The 18,169-nt window shown below is 39.2% G+C and carries 21 protein-coding genes; 18 read left to right on the top strand and 3 right to left on the bottom strand.

The annotated features are described in order from the left end of the window. Positions 1-359: 359 nt before the first annotated feature. Together HVN35_08655 and HVN35_08650 are read left to right on the top strand one after the other, a co-directional pair. Positions 360-917 (top strand): HEAT repeat domain-containing protein, encoded by a 558-nt coding sequence (locus HVN35_08655; GenBank protein ID NYB52612.1) that lies wholly within the window; start codon positions 360-362, stop codon positions 915-917. 150 nt (positions 918-1,067) lie between these two features. Then, positions 1,068-2,045 (top strand): malate dehydrogenase, encoded by a 978-nt coding sequence (locus tag HVN35_08650; protein ID NYB52611.1) that lies wholly within the window; start codon positions 1,068-1,070, stop codon positions 2,043-2,045. 199 nt (positions 2,046-2,244) lie between these two features. Here the strand turns inward: HVN35_08650 and HVN35_08645 are convergent, their stop codons facing one another. After that, the gene (locus HVN35_08645) at positions 2,245-2,559 is read right to left on the bottom strand and encodes a hypothetical protein (protein ID NYB52610.1); all 315 of its coding nucleotides are present in this window, start codon (positions 2,557-2,559) and stop codon (positions 2,245-2,247) included. A 374-nt stretch (positions 2,560-2,933) separates the two neighbouring features. On the opposite strand from HVN35_08645, the gene pdxT reads away from it, so the two are divergent. From pdxT to HVN35_08615, 6 genes are all read left to right on the top strand, one after another. Continuing rightward, entirely contained in the window at positions 2,934-3,518 is a 585-nt protein-coding gene (pdxT, locus tag HVN35_08640; protein NYB52609.1) for a pyridoxal 5'-phosphate synthase glutaminase subunit PdxT, read from the top strand. Next, positions 3,506-4,423 carry a glutamine amidotransferase gene (locus HVN35_08635; protein NYB52608.1) on the top strand — a complete coding sequence of 306 codons (918 nt, stop codon included), beginning with the start codon at positions 3,506-3,508 and terminating at the stop codon, positions 4,421-4,423. The genes pdxT and HVN35_08635 overlap by 13 nt, the downstream gene beginning before the upstream one ends. 13 nt (positions 4,424-4,436) lie before the next feature. After that, entirely contained in the window at positions 4,437-5,129 is a 693-nt protein-coding gene (locus tag HVN35_08630; GenBank protein NYB52607.1) for a tributyrin esterase, read from the top strand. After that, positions 5,129-6,253 (top strand): Coenzyme F420 hydrogenase/dehydrogenase, beta subunit C-terminal domain, encoded by a 1,125-nt coding sequence (locus HVN35_08625; GenBank protein NYB52606.1) that lies wholly within the window; start codon positions 5,129-5,131, stop codon positions 6,251-6,253. The genes HVN35_08630 and HVN35_08625 overlap by 1 nt, the downstream gene beginning before the upstream one ends. Beyond that, positions 6,254-7,753 carry a nitronate monooxygenase gene (locus HVN35_08620; protein NYB52605.1) on the top strand — a complete coding sequence of 500 codons (1,500 nt, stop codon included), beginning with the start codon at positions 6,254-6,256 and terminating at the stop codon, positions 7,751-7,753. It begins immediately after the preceding gene. A 190-nt stretch (positions 7,754-7,943) separates the two neighbouring features. Next, the gene (locus HVN35_08615; GenBank protein NYB52604.1) at positions 7,944-8,189 is read left to right on the top strand and encodes a class III signal peptide-containing protein; all 246 of its coding nucleotides are present in this window, start codon (positions 7,944-7,946) and stop codon (positions 8,187-8,189) included. A 23-nt stretch (positions 8,190-8,212) separates the two neighbouring features. Here the strand turns inward: HVN35_08615 and HVN35_08610 are convergent, their stop codons facing one another. Continuing rightward, positions 8,213-8,518 carry a hypothetical protein gene (locus tag HVN35_08610; protein ID NYB52603.1) on the bottom strand — a complete coding sequence of 102 codons (306 nt, stop codon included), beginning with the start codon at positions 8,516-8,518 and terminating at the stop codon, positions 8,213-8,215. A gap of 607 nt (positions 8,519-9,125) precedes the next feature. Here HVN35_08610 and HVN35_08605 point away from each other — a divergent pair. The 6 genes from HVN35_08605 (at position 9,126) to HVN35_08580 (ending at position 14,418) form a co-directional block, all read left to right on the top strand. Next, positions 9,126-10,358 (top strand): ammonium transporter, encoded by a 1,233-nt coding sequence (locus tag HVN35_08605; protein NYB52602.1) that lies wholly within the window; start codon positions 9,126-9,128, stop codon positions 10,356-10,358. A 94-nt stretch (positions 10,359-10,452) separates the two neighbouring features. Further along, the gene (locus tag HVN35_08600) at positions 10,453-10,791 is read left to right on the top strand and encodes a P-II family nitrogen regulator (GenBank protein NYB52601.1); all 339 of its coding nucleotides are present in this window, start codon (positions 10,453-10,455) and stop codon (positions 10,789-10,791) included. 459 nt (positions 10,792-11,250) lie between these two features. After that, positions 11,251-12,477: an ammonium transporter gene (locus HVN35_08595; protein ID NYB52600.1), complete on the top strand. Its 1,227-nt coding sequence runs from the start codon at positions 11,251-11,253 to the stop codon at positions 12,475-12,477. Between the two features lie 29 nt (positions 12,478-12,506). Then, entirely contained in the window at positions 12,507-12,845 is a 339-nt protein-coding gene (locus HVN35_08590) for a P-II family nitrogen regulator (protein ID NYB52599.1), read from the top strand. Positions 12,846-13,064: 219 nt separating this feature from the next. Beyond that, complete coding sequence (locus HVN35_08585) at positions 13,065-13,847, top strand: Fpg/Nei family DNA glycosylase (protein ID NYB52598.1); 783 nt, start codon at positions 13,065-13,067, stop codon at positions 13,845-13,847. A 202-nt stretch (positions 13,848-14,049) separates the two neighbouring features. Next, positions 14,050-14,418, top strand: coding sequence for a PepSY domain-containing protein (locus HVN35_08580; GenBank protein ID NYB52597.1), 369 nt, complete (start codon positions 14,050-14,052; stop codon positions 14,416-14,418). Positions 14,419-14,557: 139 nt separating this feature from the next. On the opposite strand, the gene pdxS is transcribed toward HVN35_08580, so the two are convergent. Next, a complete protein-coding gene (gene pdxS / locus HVN35_08575) occupies positions 14,558-15,439 on the bottom strand; it encodes a pyridoxal 5'-phosphate synthase lyase subunit PdxS (protein ID NYB52596.1) in 882 nt (293 codons plus the stop codon). 539 nt (positions 15,440-15,978) lie between these two features. Here pdxS and HVN35_08570 point away from each other — a divergent pair. From HVN35_08570 to HVN35_08555, 4 genes are all read left to right on the top strand, one after another. Beyond that, complete coding sequence (locus HVN35_08570) at positions 15,979-16,431, top strand: hypothetical protein (protein NYB52595.1); 453 nt, start codon at positions 15,979-15,981, stop codon at positions 16,429-16,431. A 223-nt stretch (positions 16,432-16,654) separates the two neighbouring features. Beyond that, complete coding sequence (locus HVN35_08565) at positions 16,655-16,786, top strand: ribbon-helix-helix protein, CopG family (GenBank protein ID NYB52594.1); 132 nt, start codon at positions 16,655-16,657, stop codon at positions 16,784-16,786. A gap of 155 nt (positions 16,787-16,941) precedes the next feature. After that, positions 16,942-17,427 (top strand): tetratricopeptide repeat protein, encoded by a 486-nt coding sequence (locus HVN35_08560; GenBank protein ID NYB52593.1) that lies wholly within the window; start codon positions 16,942-16,944, stop codon positions 17,425-17,427. A 123-nt stretch (positions 17,428-17,550) separates the two neighbouring features. Next, positions 17,551-17,847 (top strand): 4a-hydroxytetrahydrobiopterin dehydratase, encoded by a 297-nt coding sequence (locus HVN35_08555; protein ID NYB52592.1) that lies wholly within the window; start codon positions 17,551-17,553, stop codon positions 17,845-17,847. The last annotated feature ends 322 nt before the right edge of the window (positions 17,848-18,169 follow it).

The raw sequence follows: 18,169 nt of genomic DNA, 5'->3' as shown, positions 1-18,169 counted from the left end.
TTCCTACATCCAAAACTGGAATTAAAGAATGATTCTATGTATCCTAAAACTATGTCCTTCAAATTATATGAAACTTATTCTTTTTTTGAGAAAAAATTGTAGAATATGAAAATTTAATGATAGATGAGAATAATTAACATAGATTGGTCTTTATAACCACAAAAGTGAATTTTTAATCAAAGAAAAAAAATGAGGGGATGAATTTTTTAAAAAAATTTCAGCTAATCTACTGCCATGAGTTCTAATTAGCAAAAATATATGGTCTATTAAATACATAATATACTTTTTATGGGAACATTCTTCCAGATTCTTTAAATAAAAAATAACTAGAATTGATTAATTTTAGGGGAGCTAATAATATGGAAGTTGAAAAAAACGTTAAAAGATTGATTGAGACTTTAAAAGACAGTGATGAGCTTGTTCAGGTTCAGGCTACAGAAATGCTTGAAGAAATTGGAGAACCTGCCGTGGAACAGCTTATTGATGCATTGGATCATGAGAATAAAGATGTTCGGAAGGGATCTGCAAAAGTACTTGGTTTGATTAAAGATGAACGAGCCATAACTCCCTTAATAGAAACAATGAAGGATGATAACAAATGGGTGCGCAGGGCAGCCTCAGGTGCCCTGAGCAACATGGGAAAATCAGCAGTAGAACCACTGATCCAGACATTAAAAGATGATGATTGGAGGGTTAGAGGGGGAGCCGCCTGGGCACTGGGTAATATTAAATCCCCTGAAACTGTACCTTACCTCATCGAACTTATGAACGATGATAGTGGATTTGTAAGGGCTGGTGCTGCCATGGCACTGGGTAACATTGGAGGAGATGATGCTGAGAAGGCACTTAAAGAAGCTCTCAATGATAAAAGTAGCTATGTTCGACGGGTTGCTGAAGGTTTCTTAAGCCAAGAATAAGTTCAACTATTTAAGTTTAGAATTTGTAAGAATCCTAGAGAATCCTATTTTATACTTTAAGTATTTAAAAAACCCCAGATACTGAGTGAGAAATCGGAGAGAGGATTTTATAGTATTTGAAATCGAATTAGATTTAGGATCGGGTGAAAAATGAAAGTTAGTGTAATTGGAGCATCAGGTAGAGTGGGTAGAGCAGCAGCTTTTTGCCTGGCTGAAGAAAGTGTTGTAAGTGAATTGGTCCTATTATCACGGAAGGAAAGCCTGGATCAAATACAGGGAGAGGCACTGGACATGAACGATGCCCTGGCAGCCAAGGATATCAGAGTATCCATAACCCCCTCCTGTAATTTTGAGGATATGAGAGATTCCAAAGTTGTGGTTATCTCGGCCGGTATTCCCAGAACAGCAGATATGAAACGCATGGACGTGGCTGTGCCCAACGCTAGAATAGTAAAAGAATATTCCCGTTTAATTGCTAAACACGCTCCTGAATCCATTATTCTGGTTATAACCAACCCTGTGGATGTTATGACTTACGTTGCCTATAAAGCATCTGGTTTCCCAAGAAATAGAGTAATTGGGTTGGGAAACCATTTAGACTCACTGCGCCTCAAGAATCTGATAGCCCGACACTTCAACATCCATGTCAGTGAAATACACACCAGGATCATTGGAGAACATGGCGACCACATGGTTCTCCTTTTAAGTTCCACTACCATAGGAGGGATACTGGTTGAATATTTTCCCCAGTACCAGTCCTTTGATGTGGATAGTATTGTTGAAAAGGTTAAAACCGCAGGAAGTTACGTGATTAATAAGAAAGGGGCAACTGAATACGGACCTGCCTTTGCTATTTCCAATATTATCAAAACCATCCTTAATGATGAAAAAAGGATACTAACCCTCACCACCTACCTGGATGGGGAGATACATGGTACTGAGGATGTTTGTCTAGGAGTACCAGTTAAATTAGGAATTAACGGTGTAGAACGAATAATTGGAATTAAAATGAATGATGATGAGTTAGAATCCTTTAAATCAGCCGCAAATTATGTGAAAAACTCGACTGATGAAATAATGAATATCTTGAATGAAGAAAAAGTAAATGAAGAAAAAGAAAAAGGATGAACCTAAAAAAGGAATTTTTATAGTTTTAATCTTTTTAAATAGAATTTTTAAATAGAATTCGTGAAAAACCATTGCCCCAAAAAAAATTTAAAAAAGCAGCAGCGATAAAAATAAAAAAAAATGAGGGTTTCATGTGTATGAACCCTATTTGCTAATTGACTTTAATCATTAGCAATTTTAATTTTATCTTTCTTGTTATTTAGGGGTTAGATGAGGGTTGTTCGGGAGTAGGGGTAGGTGTTGGAGTAGGTGTAGGTGTTGGGGTTGGTGTTGGTGTTGGGGTAGGTGTGGGTGTGTCGGTAGAGGTGTCTTTAGTTGTGGCTGTATTTTTAGCCGTGGTTTTAACTGTGTTGTATTTGTAAGTGTTTGCATTATTATCGTAGCCAGAGTCGTTGGTTTTATTGGTAATATTAAGTGTGAAATTTCCAGCAGAATTCATTATGCCAGTGAAATATCCTCCAACGAATGCTAGTACCACTATCACCGCAATTAAAGCGATGGGTATCTTATCCATTTTATTATCTCTCCATAATTCAATATAATATTGTTTAATTAGTTGTCTAATTAGGTCAATGTAAGAATTCCAAAAAAGGAATTTGTGCAGTTAATATTTTCTCGGCACACCTATAAAAACTTACCCCAACTTACCCCCAACACTAAAAAAATCAAGACAGTGACATTAGAAATATTTATATAAATGTTCATTTAAAATGTATGTTACAGGCTCAATTTTAAACATTGTATAAGTTAATCTTTGAATTAAGAATTTTATTTCAACAATTAATCTAATCGGAATACTATTTCCGGTAAGTTTATATTCTATTGCATCTAAATGATAACTCGCTTATCATCAATAGGAAAACCAGGAGCAAAATTAAAGGAATTTTTATGATAAAAATAGGAATTTTAAACCTGCAAGGAGACGTTTCAGAACACCTGGACATCACCCAAAAAACCACCAGAAAAATGGACCTGGAAGCTGATGTTTTAATGGTTAAAACTTCAACAGAAGTAGCAAAATGCAACGGGATTATTATTTCTGGAGGGGAAAGTACGGTTATAGGTAGATTAATCCAGGAAGAGGGTATTGACCAGACCATTAAAGAGAATCACATCCCAGTTCTGGGTACCTGCGCAGGTATGGTGTTATTAGGCCAGGAAACTGACTATGATCAGCCTTTAATGGGTTTAATACCTATGAAAGTTAAACGGAATGGTTTTGGAAGGCAGAAAGCATCATTTGAATCAAATTTGAATCTTAAAATTTCTGATAAACCCTATCCAGGAGTTTTTATCAGAGCACCCTACGCCCAGGAAGTAGCTGATGATGCAGTTATACTGGGAAAAATTGACGGTAAAATAATTGCCGTGGCCTACAAAAATCATCTGGCCACCGCATTCCATCCTGAACTAACAAATGATACACGGATTCATGAATATTTCATAAAGGAGGTTATAAATTGTGTGGAATAGCCGGAGTGGTATTTAAAGATAAAAAACTTCATCCTGTGGGCAAATTCATGACCCGCATGCTGGACGCTCTGCAGCACAGAGGTCCTGATTCAGCAGGATTCGCCCTTTATGGTGGGTTAGGGCTGGGAGAACATGAATATCTCTTAAACATAGAGGTTAAAGAGAAACCAGGACTTCTTGAAGAAGTTAAAACTACAGTGGAAACAGCTTTTCCCATTGAAAGTGAAGAGATCATCCCTTCAGTGGAGAACTACATCATATATCGCTGCAAAGTTAACCTGGACTCATTTTCACAACTGAAACCACTGATTATGGATGTAGATAAAATTGAAGATGTGATTGTGCTAAACGGAGCCCATTCATTTGAAATGATAAAGGATGTGGGCTTGGTAAAGGATATAGCAGCCCGTTATAACACTGAGGATAAAATGGGAACACATGCCATCGGTCACACCCGTTTCTCCACTGAGAGTATAGTGGACCGCTACCACGCCCATCCCTTCCAGAGTTACATCATCCCGGACATCACTGTGGTTCACAACGGCCAGATAACCAACTACTGGAAGATAAGAGACCCATTAGAACGTAAAGGTCATATTTTTGAAACCAACAACGATACTGAGTGTATTGTGCACTACATTGCTGATAAACTCTCCCAGGATTACAGTCTGGAGGAAGCCCTGGAACAATCTGTGAAGGACATGGATGGTCCTTTCTCCTATATTGTAGGCACGCCCAATGGAGTGGGGATTGCCAAGGACCAGTTGGGTCTGAGACCAGGAGTTATGGCTGAAAACAATGAAGTATTCGCCATTGCCTCAGAAGAAGTGGCTCTCCGGGAAGTTATGGACACCTCAGAAATTGACCAGATATCTCCAGGAGAAACCCGTGCTTACACCATCTAATGGATGTGGAATTATGCAGGAATTGAAAATCAATGCTCAAGAAATAACACCCCGGGAACTTAACCGGACCATTAAAAAGGCTGCCAAGGAAAATGATCGCATCATAATTGAAAACCCCAATGCCATGCACTACCTGGTTGCTGGACTCACTGAACCAGTGGATGTGGTTATTGACGGCTCTGCCGGTTACTTCGCAGCAACCATGATCCACGGAGCCCGAGTTCACATCAATGGAAATGCTGGCTGGTTCCCAGCAGATAATATGACCCAAGGAGAAGTAGTCATTGAGGGCTCAGCCGGAGATGGTGTGGGTCAGGGTATCTACGGTGGGACCGTGGTGGTTAGGAAAGATGTTGGTTCCCGTACTGGAGAGATAATGAAAAACGGTACCATCATTGTGGGAGGTAACTCCGGATTCATGAGCGGACTTTTTATGATGGGAGGTCAGATCATTGTCCTGGGAGATATCTCAGATGATGCTGGGGAATCCATAATCAGGGGAACCATCTATGTGGGTGGTAAGATAAAAAGCCTGGGGAAAAACGCCAAAATCGAAGAATTAGAAGATGAAGAACGGGAAAAATTGAAGGAACTCTTGGAAAAATACCAGTTCCAACTGACGCCAGAAGAGTATCAGAAGTTCCGAAAAATCGTACCCCGCAGTGCCCGGCCATTTTATGGTAAGGAAACAGAGGAGGGTAAATGATGACTTCTAAAGATCAAAAAAGAAGTGTTGCTCTGGTGGGAACACCCTGCCATATTATAGCCGCTGAAAAAATGGAACACTACAGTAACATCCTGGGAGATTCTCCAGTTGATTTGAAGTTAGGACTGTTCTGTATGGAAAACTTCTCCCATTCCTACCTTAAGGAGTTCTTATCACAAAATGAAATTGACATGGATGAGGTGAAAGAGTTCAGAGTGGAAAAAGGGCAGTTCTGGGCCTATCTTGAAAATGGTGAAGTGTTCAAGGTACCTTTATCCCAGGCCAAGATCTGCATGAGGAAAAACTGCCAGGTTTGTATGGATTACACTTCAGAACTAGCAGATTTATCCGTAGGATCTGTGGGTTCAGCCCCTGGATGGTCCACCATCATAGCCAGAACAGAAAAAGGCCTTAAAATACTGCAAAAAGCTGAGAATGAAGGTTATATTGAAATCAAACCTGTTGAACCTTCTGGTGTTATTCTTCTGGAAAGATTAGCCAATAAAAAGAAAATAGAAAACAAGGAAGAGATCAAAAAAAGGGAATCAGTGGCCAGACCAGTTCTCTACCGCAGATACATAAGCGATGAAGAGTTCATTGAGGAAGTCGCATCCTGCCAGTTTGAGGATTTGAAAGCAGATGTTATTGACGTGGGCAGCTGTGTGCTCTGCGGGGCCTGTTACTATGTCTGTCCGGAGAACATCCTGCACATAGAAGATCGCAAACCTCAAATCAAAGGGAATTGTCCTCCAGAGTGTAATTTATGTTACGTGGCCTGTCCCCGCACCTACCTATCACAGGAAGTATTAACACGAGATCTGGATCAAAAAGCCCTGGGAGACTATCTAAAGATAGTTTCTGCCCGTGCAAAAAATTTTGAAGGACAGGACGGAGGAGTGGTTACTGCTCTTTTAAACTACATCTTGGATGAGAATATAACTGATGAAGTGGTGGTTGTGGATAAAATGGATGAAAATCCCTGGAAACCTGAGGCCATCCTCACTTCAAATGTGGAGGATGTTAAAAAGGCTGCTGGAACCAAATACTCTGCTTGTCCAGTTTTCAAAGTACTTAAAAACCATGAAACAGATCCCCAAAAAAATCTAAAAAAGGGGGTGTCCTAAATGCCATTTAAGATTGAAAGAAATCAGGAACTTTGCAAAAGAAACTTTGATCGTCCAGGTTGCTGCTGGTATCTCTGCGACAACCGGGATGAAAATTTATGCAAAAACTGTTACTCCTGCTATAATAACTGTCCTCATGACGTTTATCAAATAGTAGATGATGAACCATTCCCCCTTAACCATGAGAAATGTGTGGGTTGCCGTATCTGTGAAGAGATGTGCCCTAACGATGCCATAGAAGTTAGAGCCGTGCCGGAAGATGTTAGGAATGTGTGGAGTTTCACTGATCTGGTAGAGATAAACCGTAAATCTGCTGAAGGAACCTATAAAGTCAGGGGATGTGGTGCCACCCGCCCCATACCCACCTTCGATGATCTGGTGATTGTACCAGCCCAGGTTTCCCGGCCACCCATAGACAAATACCGGGAACCCTGTAACACTCGTGTGGTTCTGGGAAGCCGTTATGCTGAAAATCCGCTGGTTCTGGACACGCCCATAATGATCGCAGCCATGAGCTTCGGAGCACTCTCCAAAGAAGCTAAGATCGCCCTGGCCATGGGTGCAACCCTGGCTGGAACTGCCACCAACACCGGTGAAGGTGGAATGCTACCTGAGGAACGTAAATATGCTAATAAACTCATTGCTCAGTACGCTTCGGGTCGGTTCGGTGTCAGTGCCCAATATCTGAACAATTCTGATGCAGTGGAGATTAAAATCGGTCAGGGAGCGAAATCTGGAATGGGAGGCCACCTTCTGGGTGAGAAGGTTACTGCAGAGGTTTCCAGGATAAGAATGATACCGGAAGGTACCGATGCCCTGAGCCCAGCCCGGCACATGGATATTGTGGGACCGGAAGATCTGAGTATGAAGATCAGCCAGCTCCGGGAAGTTACCGACTGGAAAGTGCCTATCATGGTTAAATTCACCAGTGGAAGAGTCAGTGATGATGTGAAGATCGCAGCCAAAGCTGGAGCCGATATGGTGGTGGTGGATGGTATGCAGGGAGGAACTGGAGCAGGCCCTGATGTAGTCACTGAACACAGTGGAGTGCCCACCATAGCTGCCATTGTTGAGGCAGATGAAGCCCTTAAACAAATCAACTTAAGGGAAGAAGTGAGCCTGGTTGCTGCCGGAGGGATAAGAAACGGGGCAGATGTGGCTAAGGCCATAGCCCTGGGAGCAGATGCCTGTTACATTGCCACCAGCGCCCTGGTAAGTATAGGTTGCAGAGTCTGTCAGATGTGCTACGCTGGAACCTGCAGAAAAGGAATTGCCACCCAGAACCCACAACTAAGAAGGAGACTGGATTACCTTGAGGGTGGTAAACGTGTGGCCCGTTATATAGAAGCCATGACTGAAGAAGCAGTTATGTTAACCCAGCAGGCAGGGAACACTGACCTCTTGAAATTGGAGAAGGATGATCTTCGAGCTTTAACTGTGGAATCATCAGCCATGACTGGGGTTAAAATGGCTGGCCTGGAAGCACCCGTCAGGGGTTAAAAAAAAGGTTTTCGATTAACCCCTAATTTATCCATTTTTTAACCATTATTCATTTTCATTATTATTTTTTGACTTTTACTCTGACTTTTACTCCACTATTACCTCATCCTAAGATAAAAATGAGAAATATACTTAAATTAATGAAAGAACATATTATTATCTACAATCACAATATTAGGGTGGGATTCATATCTTGATTAAAGATGAGAGTGGACAGGGAGCCTCTGAATACATACTTTTATTTGGAGCTATTCTTGTAATTGCAATTGCAGCACTGGTGATTTATAGGTCTTATTTCCAAAAAACCAGTTTGAACGCTGCACAAGACATTGAAACTGTGCGTAACAATAGTTCTGGAGAACCGGTTACTAACCCGGTTACTAACAATACGAAGCCACCTGCTCCTAGCAACAATACAACACCTTCCCTGCCATGAAAAAATATAAAAATGGTTTCCTTCTATTTTTTAAAACCAATAATTAGTACGAACAGAATAACAGACCCCACTATATTCAGGGTAAGGTCTCGCATGGTATCTGAATACTGGTTAATGCTTAAGTAGCCCAGTGGTTGGTAGAAAAAATAAAAACCTATTAATTCATATAAAAGACATAAAAAGGTTACCAAAGGGACAAATAGAATAAATCCCTCTTTTAGGGATAATCTTTCCATAATACCAATAATAAAAGGGAACAGAATCATTCCAACAGCCATTCCCGCCAGAAGATGTTCTAGAATATTAATATAGATATTATATGAAGCCATATCAGGGTTAATAAGCCCATTCTGAGTTAAGGCTTTTAAAAAGAGTTCAATTAGTGGATAAATAAAAACAAAGAAGTAAAATAATTTTCTTTGCCATGTTGTTAGTTTTAGATCCATATTTTTGATTTTAATAACCAAAACAATTACAAATCCAACTATCACTTTAAATAAAAGGTATTCAACGAAAAAAGAGGAATATAATAGTATTAAAAACAATACTGATAGCGAGATATAGAATATAGTTTTTTCACTGGTTATTTTTCCAATAAAAAACACCCCCATTTAAATCTGTTCAAATATTATTTACTTTATAATTATGATTAGACCAAATTAACACTTTAATGACCTTATTTGGATTAAATTAGTTTATATTAGGTTTGAATTAATATATCTGTTTTTCTTAATTTTTGCAGGAAAATTTATATACAAGCAAACCCATAATCGGAAGTATGTTTCCCCCATCATACTGCCACCCTTTTCCGATTCAATAAATGAAAGGAATTATGGGTTGAATAACCAGGGGAGATGTTATAAAAATTTTGAAAACATTATTAATTGGATAAAAAAAAGAAAAAAATGCTGTTTTATTAAAAAGGAGGAAATATAAATGGATCCTGTTCTCAATAGTGGTGACACGGCATGGATGCTAATATCCACTGCATTGGTAATCCTTATGACCATACCTGGAGTGGCCCTTTTCTACGGAGGGTTGATCCGAAGAGAAAACGTTTTAAATACATTGTTCCTTTCATTCATAACCTTTGCCATAGTAAGTGTTCTGTGGTTTGTTTATGGATATGATCTGGCCTTTGGTGCAGATATTTGGGGAGTTCTTGGTACCCTGACCAATCCCTTCTTTAGCGGAGTTTTAGAGTCAGGAACTTTATCCACTTACGCCCCTACCATACCCACCGCCCTGTATGCTGTATTCCAAATGACCTTTGCCGCCATAACAGTGGCACTGATTAGTGGAGCTATTGTAGAGAGGATGAAGTTCTCTGCCTGGCTGGCCTTCGTACCTCTGTGGCTAACTGCAGTTTACATCCCCATCGCCCACTGGGTGTGGGGTGGAGGATGGCTTTACCAGATGGGTGTCCTGGATTTTGCCGGAGGAATGGTAGTACATTTAAGCTCTGGTGTGGCTGCCCTGGCCCTGGTCTTACTGGTGGGAATCCGTAAAAATGCCAAATTACTACCCCACCATTTAGGATACTCAGTTATTGGTACTGGACTATTATGGTTTGGATGGTTCGGATTCAACGCTGGTTCAGCACTTGGTGCAACTAATCTGGCAATTTCAGCCATGATCGTTACTAACACCTCCGCGGCAATGGGAATGCTGGCCTGGGTGCTAATGGACAAACTGAACACAGGCAAACCAACCCTTCTTGGTGCTTTATCTGGGGCTGTGGCGGGTTTAGCAACCATAACCCCTGCAGCAGGTTATGTGAATGTTACTGCAGCAATGATCATTGGTTTTGTCTCTGCAGTGATCTGTTACTATGCAGTATCACACCTCAAACCCTTAATTGGTTATGATGATGCCCTGGATGTGTTTGGAATCCATGGAATGTCAGGTATTATAGGAACACTGGCTGCCGGTGTATTTGCCACCCCACTCATAAACAGCACCATAAAAGGCGGACTAATAGCAGGAAACCCCACTCAAGTGGGAATTCAACTTATAGCCATTGTTTCTGTTGTAATTTACTCCTTTGGAGTTACTTACGCCATTGGTTGGATTATTAATAAGACTATTGGCCTTAGAGTAGAAGAAGATCACGAGGTGCAGGGCCTGGACCTCAACCTACACGAGGAATCCGGTTACAGACTATCATAGGCAGTTTTAAAAATAAAGCTGCCAATTATCTTTTAGGATAAAAAAAACTACAAGCAAAATGATTCCTATTCTGGATATTGATCGAGGTGATACCATGAAAAAAATCATAACCATCATCAGACCTGATAAACTGGAAGATGTTAAACAGGCATTAGAGGATATAGGCTGCCATGGAATGACAGTCAAAGAAGTTAAAGGAAGGGGAATACAACTAGGAATAACTGAAAGTTATCGTGGCACTGACTACAAGGTTGATCTACTTCCCAAGACCCAGATTGAAATTGTGGCCAAAAAAGAAGATGTAGATAGTATTGTGGATGCCATTGTGAGCAGTGCCCAGACTGGTTGTATTGGTGATGGAAAGATCTTCATATCTCCAGTAGAAGATGTGATTCGTATTCGCACTGGAGAAAGGGGAGAAAAGGCCATATAAACTGTAGATACACATTATTTTTTTCTTCCTAACATTATTTTTTTTATTTAATTCCCTGCTATCCTTTTTTTATTTAGTGTTATTTAGTAAATTGCTTATCTTTGTCTAAAAAAATTGTATAATTTATCACTTATTGTACCATAATCTGAGAAAAAAATTCATAGAATTCACCTTTTCATTGTCTTTAAATCGAAACATTTATAAGAAAGAAGGTGCAATGATCAGTTGTCGGAAGTAGGCTTCCGATATCCGGTAAATTGGGGTGAAGTTTTCATGAAGTGAAAAAAGATAGGCAAAAGTTTAAGGCCTTTTAACAAGCCCAAAAGAACCAAAAAGAACCAAAAAATGTCTTTAATTACAAAGAACAATGATTTTATCTTTGTTTACAAATAAAATGGAATATTAAACCTAAAAAATAAAAAAAATATAAAATAAACTTGAATTAGGAGGAAAAAATAAATGGACCCTGCTTTAAACAGCGGTGATACCGCGTGGATGCTGATTTCCACTGCACTGGTAATGTTAATGACTGTGCCAGGAGTAGCACTTTTCTACGGAGGTCTCACCAAGAGAGTAAATGTATTGAACACCATGTTCATGTCCCTTATTGCCTTTTCCATCACCAGCATCATCTGGGTTTTATATGGTTACCAGTTTGCATTTGGGACAGATATGTTAGGAGGAATAATCGGAAACCCGGCAAACCTTCTCTTTAATGGTATAGGCGTAGACCAGATGGCCACACTGGCCCCCACCATACCTGAAACAGTCTATATCGCCTTCCAGATGACCTTTGCCGCCATCACCATTGCCCTTATATCCGGTGCCGTGGTGGAGAGAATGAAGTTCTCATCCTGGCTGGTATTTATCCTGGCATGGGTATCCCTGGTATACGTGCCCATAGCCCACTGGGTATGGGGTGGAGGATGGTTAGCACAGTTAGGTGCCCTGGACTTTGCCGGGGGTACTGTAGTACACATCAACTCTGGTGTGGCTGCCCTGGCCCTGGTTCTCTTACTGGGTAAAAGAAAAGAAGTTAAACTATTACCACACAACCTGGGTTACTCAGTAATTGGTGCCGCCCTCTTGTGGTTCGGCTGGTTCGGATTTAATGCTGGTTCAGCACTAACCGCCGGTGGACTGGCTGGTAGTGCCTTTATTGTGACCAACACTGCAGCTGCTGCAGCCATGATATCCTGGGTAATCATCGACTACATTAAAACTGGGAAACCAACCCTTCTGGGTGCAATATCCGGTGCAGTGGCAGGTCTAGTGGCCATAACTCCCGCAGCGGGCTTTGTAACCCTACAGGCTGCAGTGATTATAGGTCTGGTGACCAGTGCAGTTTCCTACTTCGCCATCAGTTTCCTGAAGTCCAAACTGGGCTATGATGATGCCCTGGATGTATTTGGCATACACGGTATGTCCGGTCTATGGGGTGCTCTGGCTACCGGTTTATTCGCTGCACCATTCATCAATGAACTGGGAACTGGAGCCTTCTATGGTAATCCTGGACAGATTGTTACCCAGATAATTGCAGTAGCTGCTGTTGCTGCCTACAGCTTCGTGGTAACCCTGCTAATAGGTAAAATCATTGACATAATCATCGGCCTGCGGGTGGAAGACCGGGAAGAAATCGAAGGACTGGACATTACTCAACACGAAGAGTCCGGTTACCGTATCTAAAAATACCTGCCGAGCCATGAGGTGATAAAATGAAAAAAATAGTGGCTATTATCAGACCCAACAAGTTAGATGAAGTCAAAGATGCCCTTGAAGAGATTGGATGCCACGGGGTCACCGTGACTGAAGTTAAAGGTCGCGGAAGACAACTGGGTATTACAGAAAGCTACCGGGGAAGTGATTACAGAATCGACATGCTACCCAAGACCCGTCTGGAAATTGTGGTACAGGATGAAAATTTAGAAGAAGTAGTTACCGCCATAGTAGAAACAGCACAAACTGGAGACATCGGAGATGGAAAAATCTTCATATCCCCAGTAGAAGAAGTTGTACGAATCAGGACAGGAGAAAGGGGAGATAAAGCCGTTTAATTACCCTCCAAAAAAAATCCACTTTCATCCCCCACTCCTTTTTTATTTTTTTATTTTTTTGTTATTTTGATTTATTTTTACTAATTTTAGCTAATGATCACCTACTTGACAAATTCTGACTAATTAATCACTTATTATGATTTTATTAGTCATATCTGATACTAATTACTGTAAGATAAGATTTATTTATCCAACTAACCATTCATTACTGGTGAACATATGCCTGAACTTCCCAGTGTTGAAATCTTTAAAAAGTATTTCAATGGAACTTGCCTGCATAAAACCATAAAAGATGTTGAAGTTTTTAGTCCTGAGATTTTGGTGGACATCAGCAGCGAGGATATGTTAAGATCCCTGAAGGGTCATAAATTTACTGGCAGCCATCGCTATGGAAAGTATCTCTTCGCAAAGTTGGATCAGAATCTTTTTTTAATTATACACTTTGGAATGACTGGCTACCTATATTACGGAGATACGGAAGAATCCTCTGCCCATCCTCGGATGAATATCTATTTCAAAAACGGCACCCTCTTGACCTTTGATGATGCTCGAAAATTCGGTAAACTGGGCTTAACCACTGATCCAGGAGAATTCATTAAAATGAAAAAATTGGGTCCTGATGCCCTTAATGTGAGTTTAGATAGATTTCAAGAAATATTCAATGGAAGAAAGGGAATGATAAAACCACTACTAATGAATCAACAGGTCATAGCAGGGATAGGAAATCTCTATGCTGATGAAATTTTATACCAGAGTGCTATTCATCCTTTAACCCATGCGAACAGATTGGATGAAAGTGAATGGGAAATTCTCTACCTTAAAACTAAGCAAGTTCTGAAAAAAGCCATAGAATATCAGGATAAAACTCAATCTCTCCCAGAATCTTATTTACTACCACATCGTCATCCAGGTGGACAATGCCCTGAAGGAGGAGATTTGGAGATTATTAAGGTAGGTGGTCGCACCACTTTTCTCTGCCCACACAGGCAAAAAATTAAATAGGGCCTCTGATCACCATTCAGAGGTGTTAATTAGCCAATTCTACGCTGAAAGGTTCTTATGCTTCCCCTAGTAATGATTGATAAAATGAAATCCATAAATTTATAGTATAAAAGGTGCATCATAATCAATATACTTTAGATAAATCTTTTCCAATAAAATTTCCAATAAATCTTTGAATCAAATTTTTGTGAGGATGGAAAAAATGATTAAAAGATCAGCACTGGCAATAATGGCTTTACTGGTTCTAATGGTGATGACTTCTGGATGTACTGATAACAAAAATACCAATACCACCAACAACCAGAATATTTCCAATCAAAACCAGAATAAAACAACTAACAACACCAACAACACAACGGGTAGCAGTATAAAATCACCAGAAGAAGCCAAAACCATTGCTATGCAGTATGTAAACGAACCTGGTGTGACTGCAGGAACTCCGGTGCTTAACACAGTTAATGGTAGACAGATCTATGTGGTTCCCCTGTACAAAAACGGACAAGCTGTGGGAGAAATAGAACTCGATGCCAAGACTGGTGAAAACCTGGGTGGAGCTGGTGGAGCTCCTTAAATTACATTAAATAAAGCAGTATAAAGTTAAAGTGCCTGCAGACGAATTAATTCAGACGAATTAATTCATTCATTGAAATAATTTTAGCTGCTAGATTATTTGCTAAAAAAAATTAAAAAAAAATTGAAATGGGGTTAATTTACCAACCTCTATCCTGCAGTTTCTCTGATTCTGGTATCTGGCTTATCTCCAGCCCGGGCATGGCCTTACCCAGGTCCCGGCTCACTTCTGCAATGACTTCAGCATCATCGTAGTGGGCAGTTGCCTCAGCAATGGCATTGGCCACTATTTCCGGGTTCTCAGATTTAAAGATTCCACTTCCCACGAACACTCCGTCTGCCCCGAGTTGCATCATGAGAGCAGCATCAGCAGGGGTGGCCACACCACCAGCAGCGAAATTCACCACCGGAAGACGTCCCTGTTTCTGAGTTTCCTTAACCAGATAGAATTGTGCTTCTTCTTGCCGGGCTACAGTCCACAGTTCTTCCTCTGTTTTTTCCTTGAGTTCACGAATGGTTCCCTGGATCATGCGCATGTGTCGGACTGCTTCCACCACATTACCGGTTCCAGCTTCTCCTTTGGTCCTGATCATAGCTGCGCCTTCATCTATTCTTCTGAGTGCTTCTCCCAGGTTCCTTGCCCCACAAACAAATGGTATGGTGAACTTTTTTTTGTCGATGTGGTATTTTTCATCGGCTGGGGTGAGTACTTCGCTCTCGTCGATCATGTCCACTCCCAGTGCTTCCAGGACCTGTGCCTCTACAAAGTGGCCGATTCGTACTTTGGCCATTACCGGGATGCTTACCGCATCCATGATCTCGGTGACCTTGCTGGGGTCGGCCATTCTGGCCACTCCACCCGAGGCCCTTATATCTGCAGGAACCTTTTCCAGTGCCATTACTGAAACGGCTCCTGCTTCTTCTGCTATAGCTGCCTGTTCTGCGTTAACCACATCCATGATCACTCCGCCCTTGGTCATCTTGGCGAAGCCCTTCTTTAAAAGTTCGGTTCCATGTAACATGCTATTCCTCCATTGAGTTGTACTACTTAAGAAATATACTTTATTAAATTACATTTAACCCCTTAGAATTAATCTAAAAACCCATATTTCAAGTTTTAATTAGATTATTAAAAGGACTTTAGTATTAACCATTTAATAAATTCCAGTATACAAAATTTAAGGTATACATATTTCATTTTCACTCTGAGTTATTAAAATTTTTCTCATCCCATATAAAGTTGAAATTCTAAACTCTCCTTCCCATATGCAAAGGCAGTATATTCAGCTTGCCTTTAAAAGTTCTAAATGTTTTGGAATAATTAACTAGTTGGATGTTTGATTGGTGAAAAATAAATTACTCATAAGGACAAAAATATTAAAGGATGACTTTAATTTTATTTAGATAATCTGGGGGTCTTGAAACGGAAATTCAAGATGAAAGAAAAATCATCATCAGAAAGCTCACCAGATACAAATTATCTCTGGAGAAAAAGAAGCCAAAATTAGTTGAAGAGCTATATAATTATTATAATCCTGAAAAAAACGATTTTGAGGATTATATGAAGTATAACTTCGAATATGAATTAGAAAATGAATTAGATGAAAAATTAACTGACAATGAGAAATTTAATGATTCCATAAAGGGGCGTAATATTATTCATAGAACAGGTGGGCCTAAAAAAGTGGATTACATTAGATATGACAACCCTTATGAAGCATATCTTACTGCTCAGATAGAGCTGGGTGATGCGCTTATACCTGTCTTAGAGCAGCATATATCATTTCTTGAAGATGATGAGGATATTGATCTGGTGCTGGAATCATTTGAGCATAGTGTTTACCGGGTGAAAAAACAAACCTACACCGATGTGGATGAATGGGAAAAACTTCTGGATTATCTGCCTGAAGACCGGAAAGAAGAGATTGAAAATAATCCCAAAGGGCATGGTGACCTTCTATTAAAGGAACTAATTTGGATCCGGAACTATGAAAAGAAATGGATGGAAAAATAACTAAAAGAAATAAATAAGGCTTTAAATTTTCTTAAAGAATAAAAAAAAATATTCTGATTTAAAATTAGAAAAAAATAAATTAATTAAAACTAAGTTTTATTAAAACTAAATTTTTAACTAGTTATTTATCAGTTATTATTATCAGATATCATTAAATTAACTTCAACAAGTCCTTTAATTTCATCCGTAAGGTATATATTTGTAATGAATCGTATCTATATACATGAAAAAGAAAAGCGTTTACATTCGTTTGGAACCGGAATACATTCAAAAAATTGACCAGATCGCCAAAAAAGAGGACAGATCAAGATCATACATTATTCGTCAATTAATCATAAAAAGTCTAAAAAAATAAGCAAAATTAGTATTATTCTTATTTAAATTATTAATACAATATCAGGTTAAACAACATGGATTTGAATAATATAAACAATAATTTATCTAAAAAATGATTTTTTATTAGTGGGAAATTTCCTCTCAAACTTCTTATCAAACACCAGGAGAGATTTGATGGCAACTAAAGAAGCCGAAATGTTCTACAAACAAGCCATGTCCTTTTTAAATCAGGGAAAAGTAAACAAATCAATAGAATTTTTTAATAATGCACTGAATATTGATAAAAACTATACTTCTGCCTGGAATGATAAAGGAGTGGCTCTCATGGAACTTGAAAAATATTCCGAAGCCCTTAAATGTTTCGAACAAGTCATTAGGCTGGAACCAGGTGATAACATGGCCTGGTACAATAGGGGATATGTTCTCCTACTCCTGGAAGAGTTCCAAGAATCCGTGAACACCTTTGAACTATTTCTAGGCAGATACCCCAAAAAGGATGATTTTTACAAATACGGTTTATATTTGAAGGCTAAGGGATTATATAAACTTGGGAAATATGATGAATCCCTTAAAGTAATCCAGGAATCACTTAAAATTGATAAGAATTTCCAAAAAGCCATGGCACTTATGAAAATAGTTAAGGAAAATATTGATAATTAAAACTTGATAATTAAAACTTCGCTTACCCCAGTAAAAAATACTACCTTTAATTTAAAAATCTCTTATTTAAAATTTAAATTCTTAGGATAGATTTGAAGTTAAAAAGTCTGAATGGAGAGTTAAATGTCTATTCCAGAACTTTTAAGCCCTTTGGAAATAAAGAAGAAATCATCTCAACTGGAAAATTGGTCTGTGCTTGATGATCAATCCCTGGTGGCAGTATTCGATTTTGAGGACTTCGGAAATGCCCTTGAATTCACAGTTAAAGTAGGTTTGATTGCAGAAGAACTGCAGCATCACCCTGAAATCAACCTCTCATGGGGTCGGGTTGCATTGGAGATAACCACCAATGACCAAGGAGGGTTAACTGATCTGGACTTTTTATTTGCTGAAAAAATCAACGGACTATTTACAAAATAGAAATAATGGAGAATCCTAAAATTTTAAGGAAAATTAAAGTAATTTCTGGCGGATATGTGCCCTTAAAAAATGGTTTAAGAGTGCACCTGCCATTTATCAAAGTTCCATCACTTTCAATGATTTTATATCAATTGATTTTGATCAGTTTACACTTGCAACCCATGTCTAGATAATTAACTGATCATATCTAGATCTTATAGGGTGTTAGATTTAATGTGATAATCTAGGCATTTTTAACTGATTTTTTTGCTTAAATTTGCGTGTATTATAGTTGGTTTATAAAAGTACATTTCCAAATCTTTTTATATTAATTTTAAAGGGT

Source organism: Methanobacteriaceae archaeon, from assembly GCA_013403005.1.
Classification (GTDB): Archaea; Methanobacteriota; Methanobacteria; order Methanobacteriales; family Methanobacteriaceae; genus Methanobacterium.
The sequence above is the reverse complement of the archived record's forward strand: the minus strand, read 5'-3'. Positions and strand labels throughout refer to the sequence as shown.

Bases quoted from the DNA above. Each gene is read 5' to 3' on its own strand.
- HVN35_08655 (NYB52612.1), top strand. From the start codon at position 360: ATGGAAGTTGAAAAAAACGTTAAAAGATTGATTGAGACTTTAAAAGAC.
- HVN35_08625 (NYB52606.1), top strand. From the start codon at position 5,129: ATGACTTCTAAAGATCAAAAAAGAAGTGTTGCTCTGGTGGGAACACCC.
- HVN35_08645 (NYB52610.1), bottom strand. From the start codon at position 2,559: ATGGATAAGATACCCATCGCTTTAATTGCGGTGATAGTGGTACTAGCA.
- HVN35_08595 (NYB52600.1), top strand. From the start codon at position 11,251: ATGGACCCTGCTTTAAACAGCGGTGATACCGCGTGGATGCTGATTTCC.
- HVN35_08585 (NYB52598.1), top strand. From the start codon at position 13,065: ATGCCTGAACTTCCCAGTGTTGAAATCTTTAAAAAGTATTTCAATGGA.
- HVN35_08565 (NYB52594.1), top strand. From the start codon at position 16,655: ATGAAAAAGAAAAGCGTTTACATTCGTTTGGAACCGGAATACATTCAA.
- HVN35_08620 (NYB52605.1), top strand. From the start codon at position 6,254: ATGCCATTTAAGATTGAAAGAAATCAGGAACTTTGCAAAAGAAACTTT.
- HVN35_08580 (NYB52597.1), top strand. From the start codon at position 14,050: ATGATTAAAAGATCAGCACTGGCAATAATGGCTTTACTGGTTCTAATG.
- pdxS (NYB52596.1), bottom strand. From the start codon at position 15,439: ATGTTACATGGAACCGAACTTTTAAAGAAGGGCTTCGCCAAGATGACC.
- pdxT (NYB52609.1), top strand. From the start codon at position 2,934: ATGATAAAAATAGGAATTTTAAACCTGCAAGGAGACGTTTCAGAACAC.
- HVN35_08570 (NYB52595.1), top strand. From the start codon at position 15,979: ATGAAGTATAACTTCGAATATGAATTAGAAAATGAATTAGATGAAAAA.
- HVN35_08610 (NYB52603.1), bottom strand. From the start codon at position 8,518: ATGGCTTCATATAATATCTATATTAATATTCTAGAACATCTTCTGGCG.
- HVN35_08630 (NYB52607.1), top strand. From the start codon at position 4,437: ATGCAGGAATTGAAAATCAATGCTCAAGAAATAACACCCCGGGAACTT.
- HVN35_08605 (NYB52602.1), top strand. From the start codon at position 9,126: ATGGATCCTGTTCTCAATAGTGGTGACACGGCATGGATGCTAATATCC.
- HVN35_08560 (NYB52593.1), top strand. From the start codon at position 16,942: ATGGCAACTAAAGAAGCCGAAATGTTCTACAAACAAGCCATGTCCTTT.
- HVN35_08590 (NYB52599.1), top strand. From the start codon at position 12,507: ATGAAAAAAATAGTGGCTATTATCAGACCCAACAAGTTAGATGAAGTC.
- HVN35_08555 (NYB52592.1), top strand. From the start codon at position 17,551: ATGTCTATTCCAGAACTTTTAAGCCCTTTGGAAATAAAGAAGAAATCA.
- HVN35_08600 (NYB52601.1), top strand. From the start codon at position 10,453: ATGAAAAAAATCATAACCATCATCAGACCTGATAAACTGGAAGATGTT.
- HVN35_08650 (NYB52611.1), top strand. From the start codon at position 1,068: ATGAAAGTTAGTGTAATTGGAGCATCAGGTAGAGTGGGTAGAGCAGCA.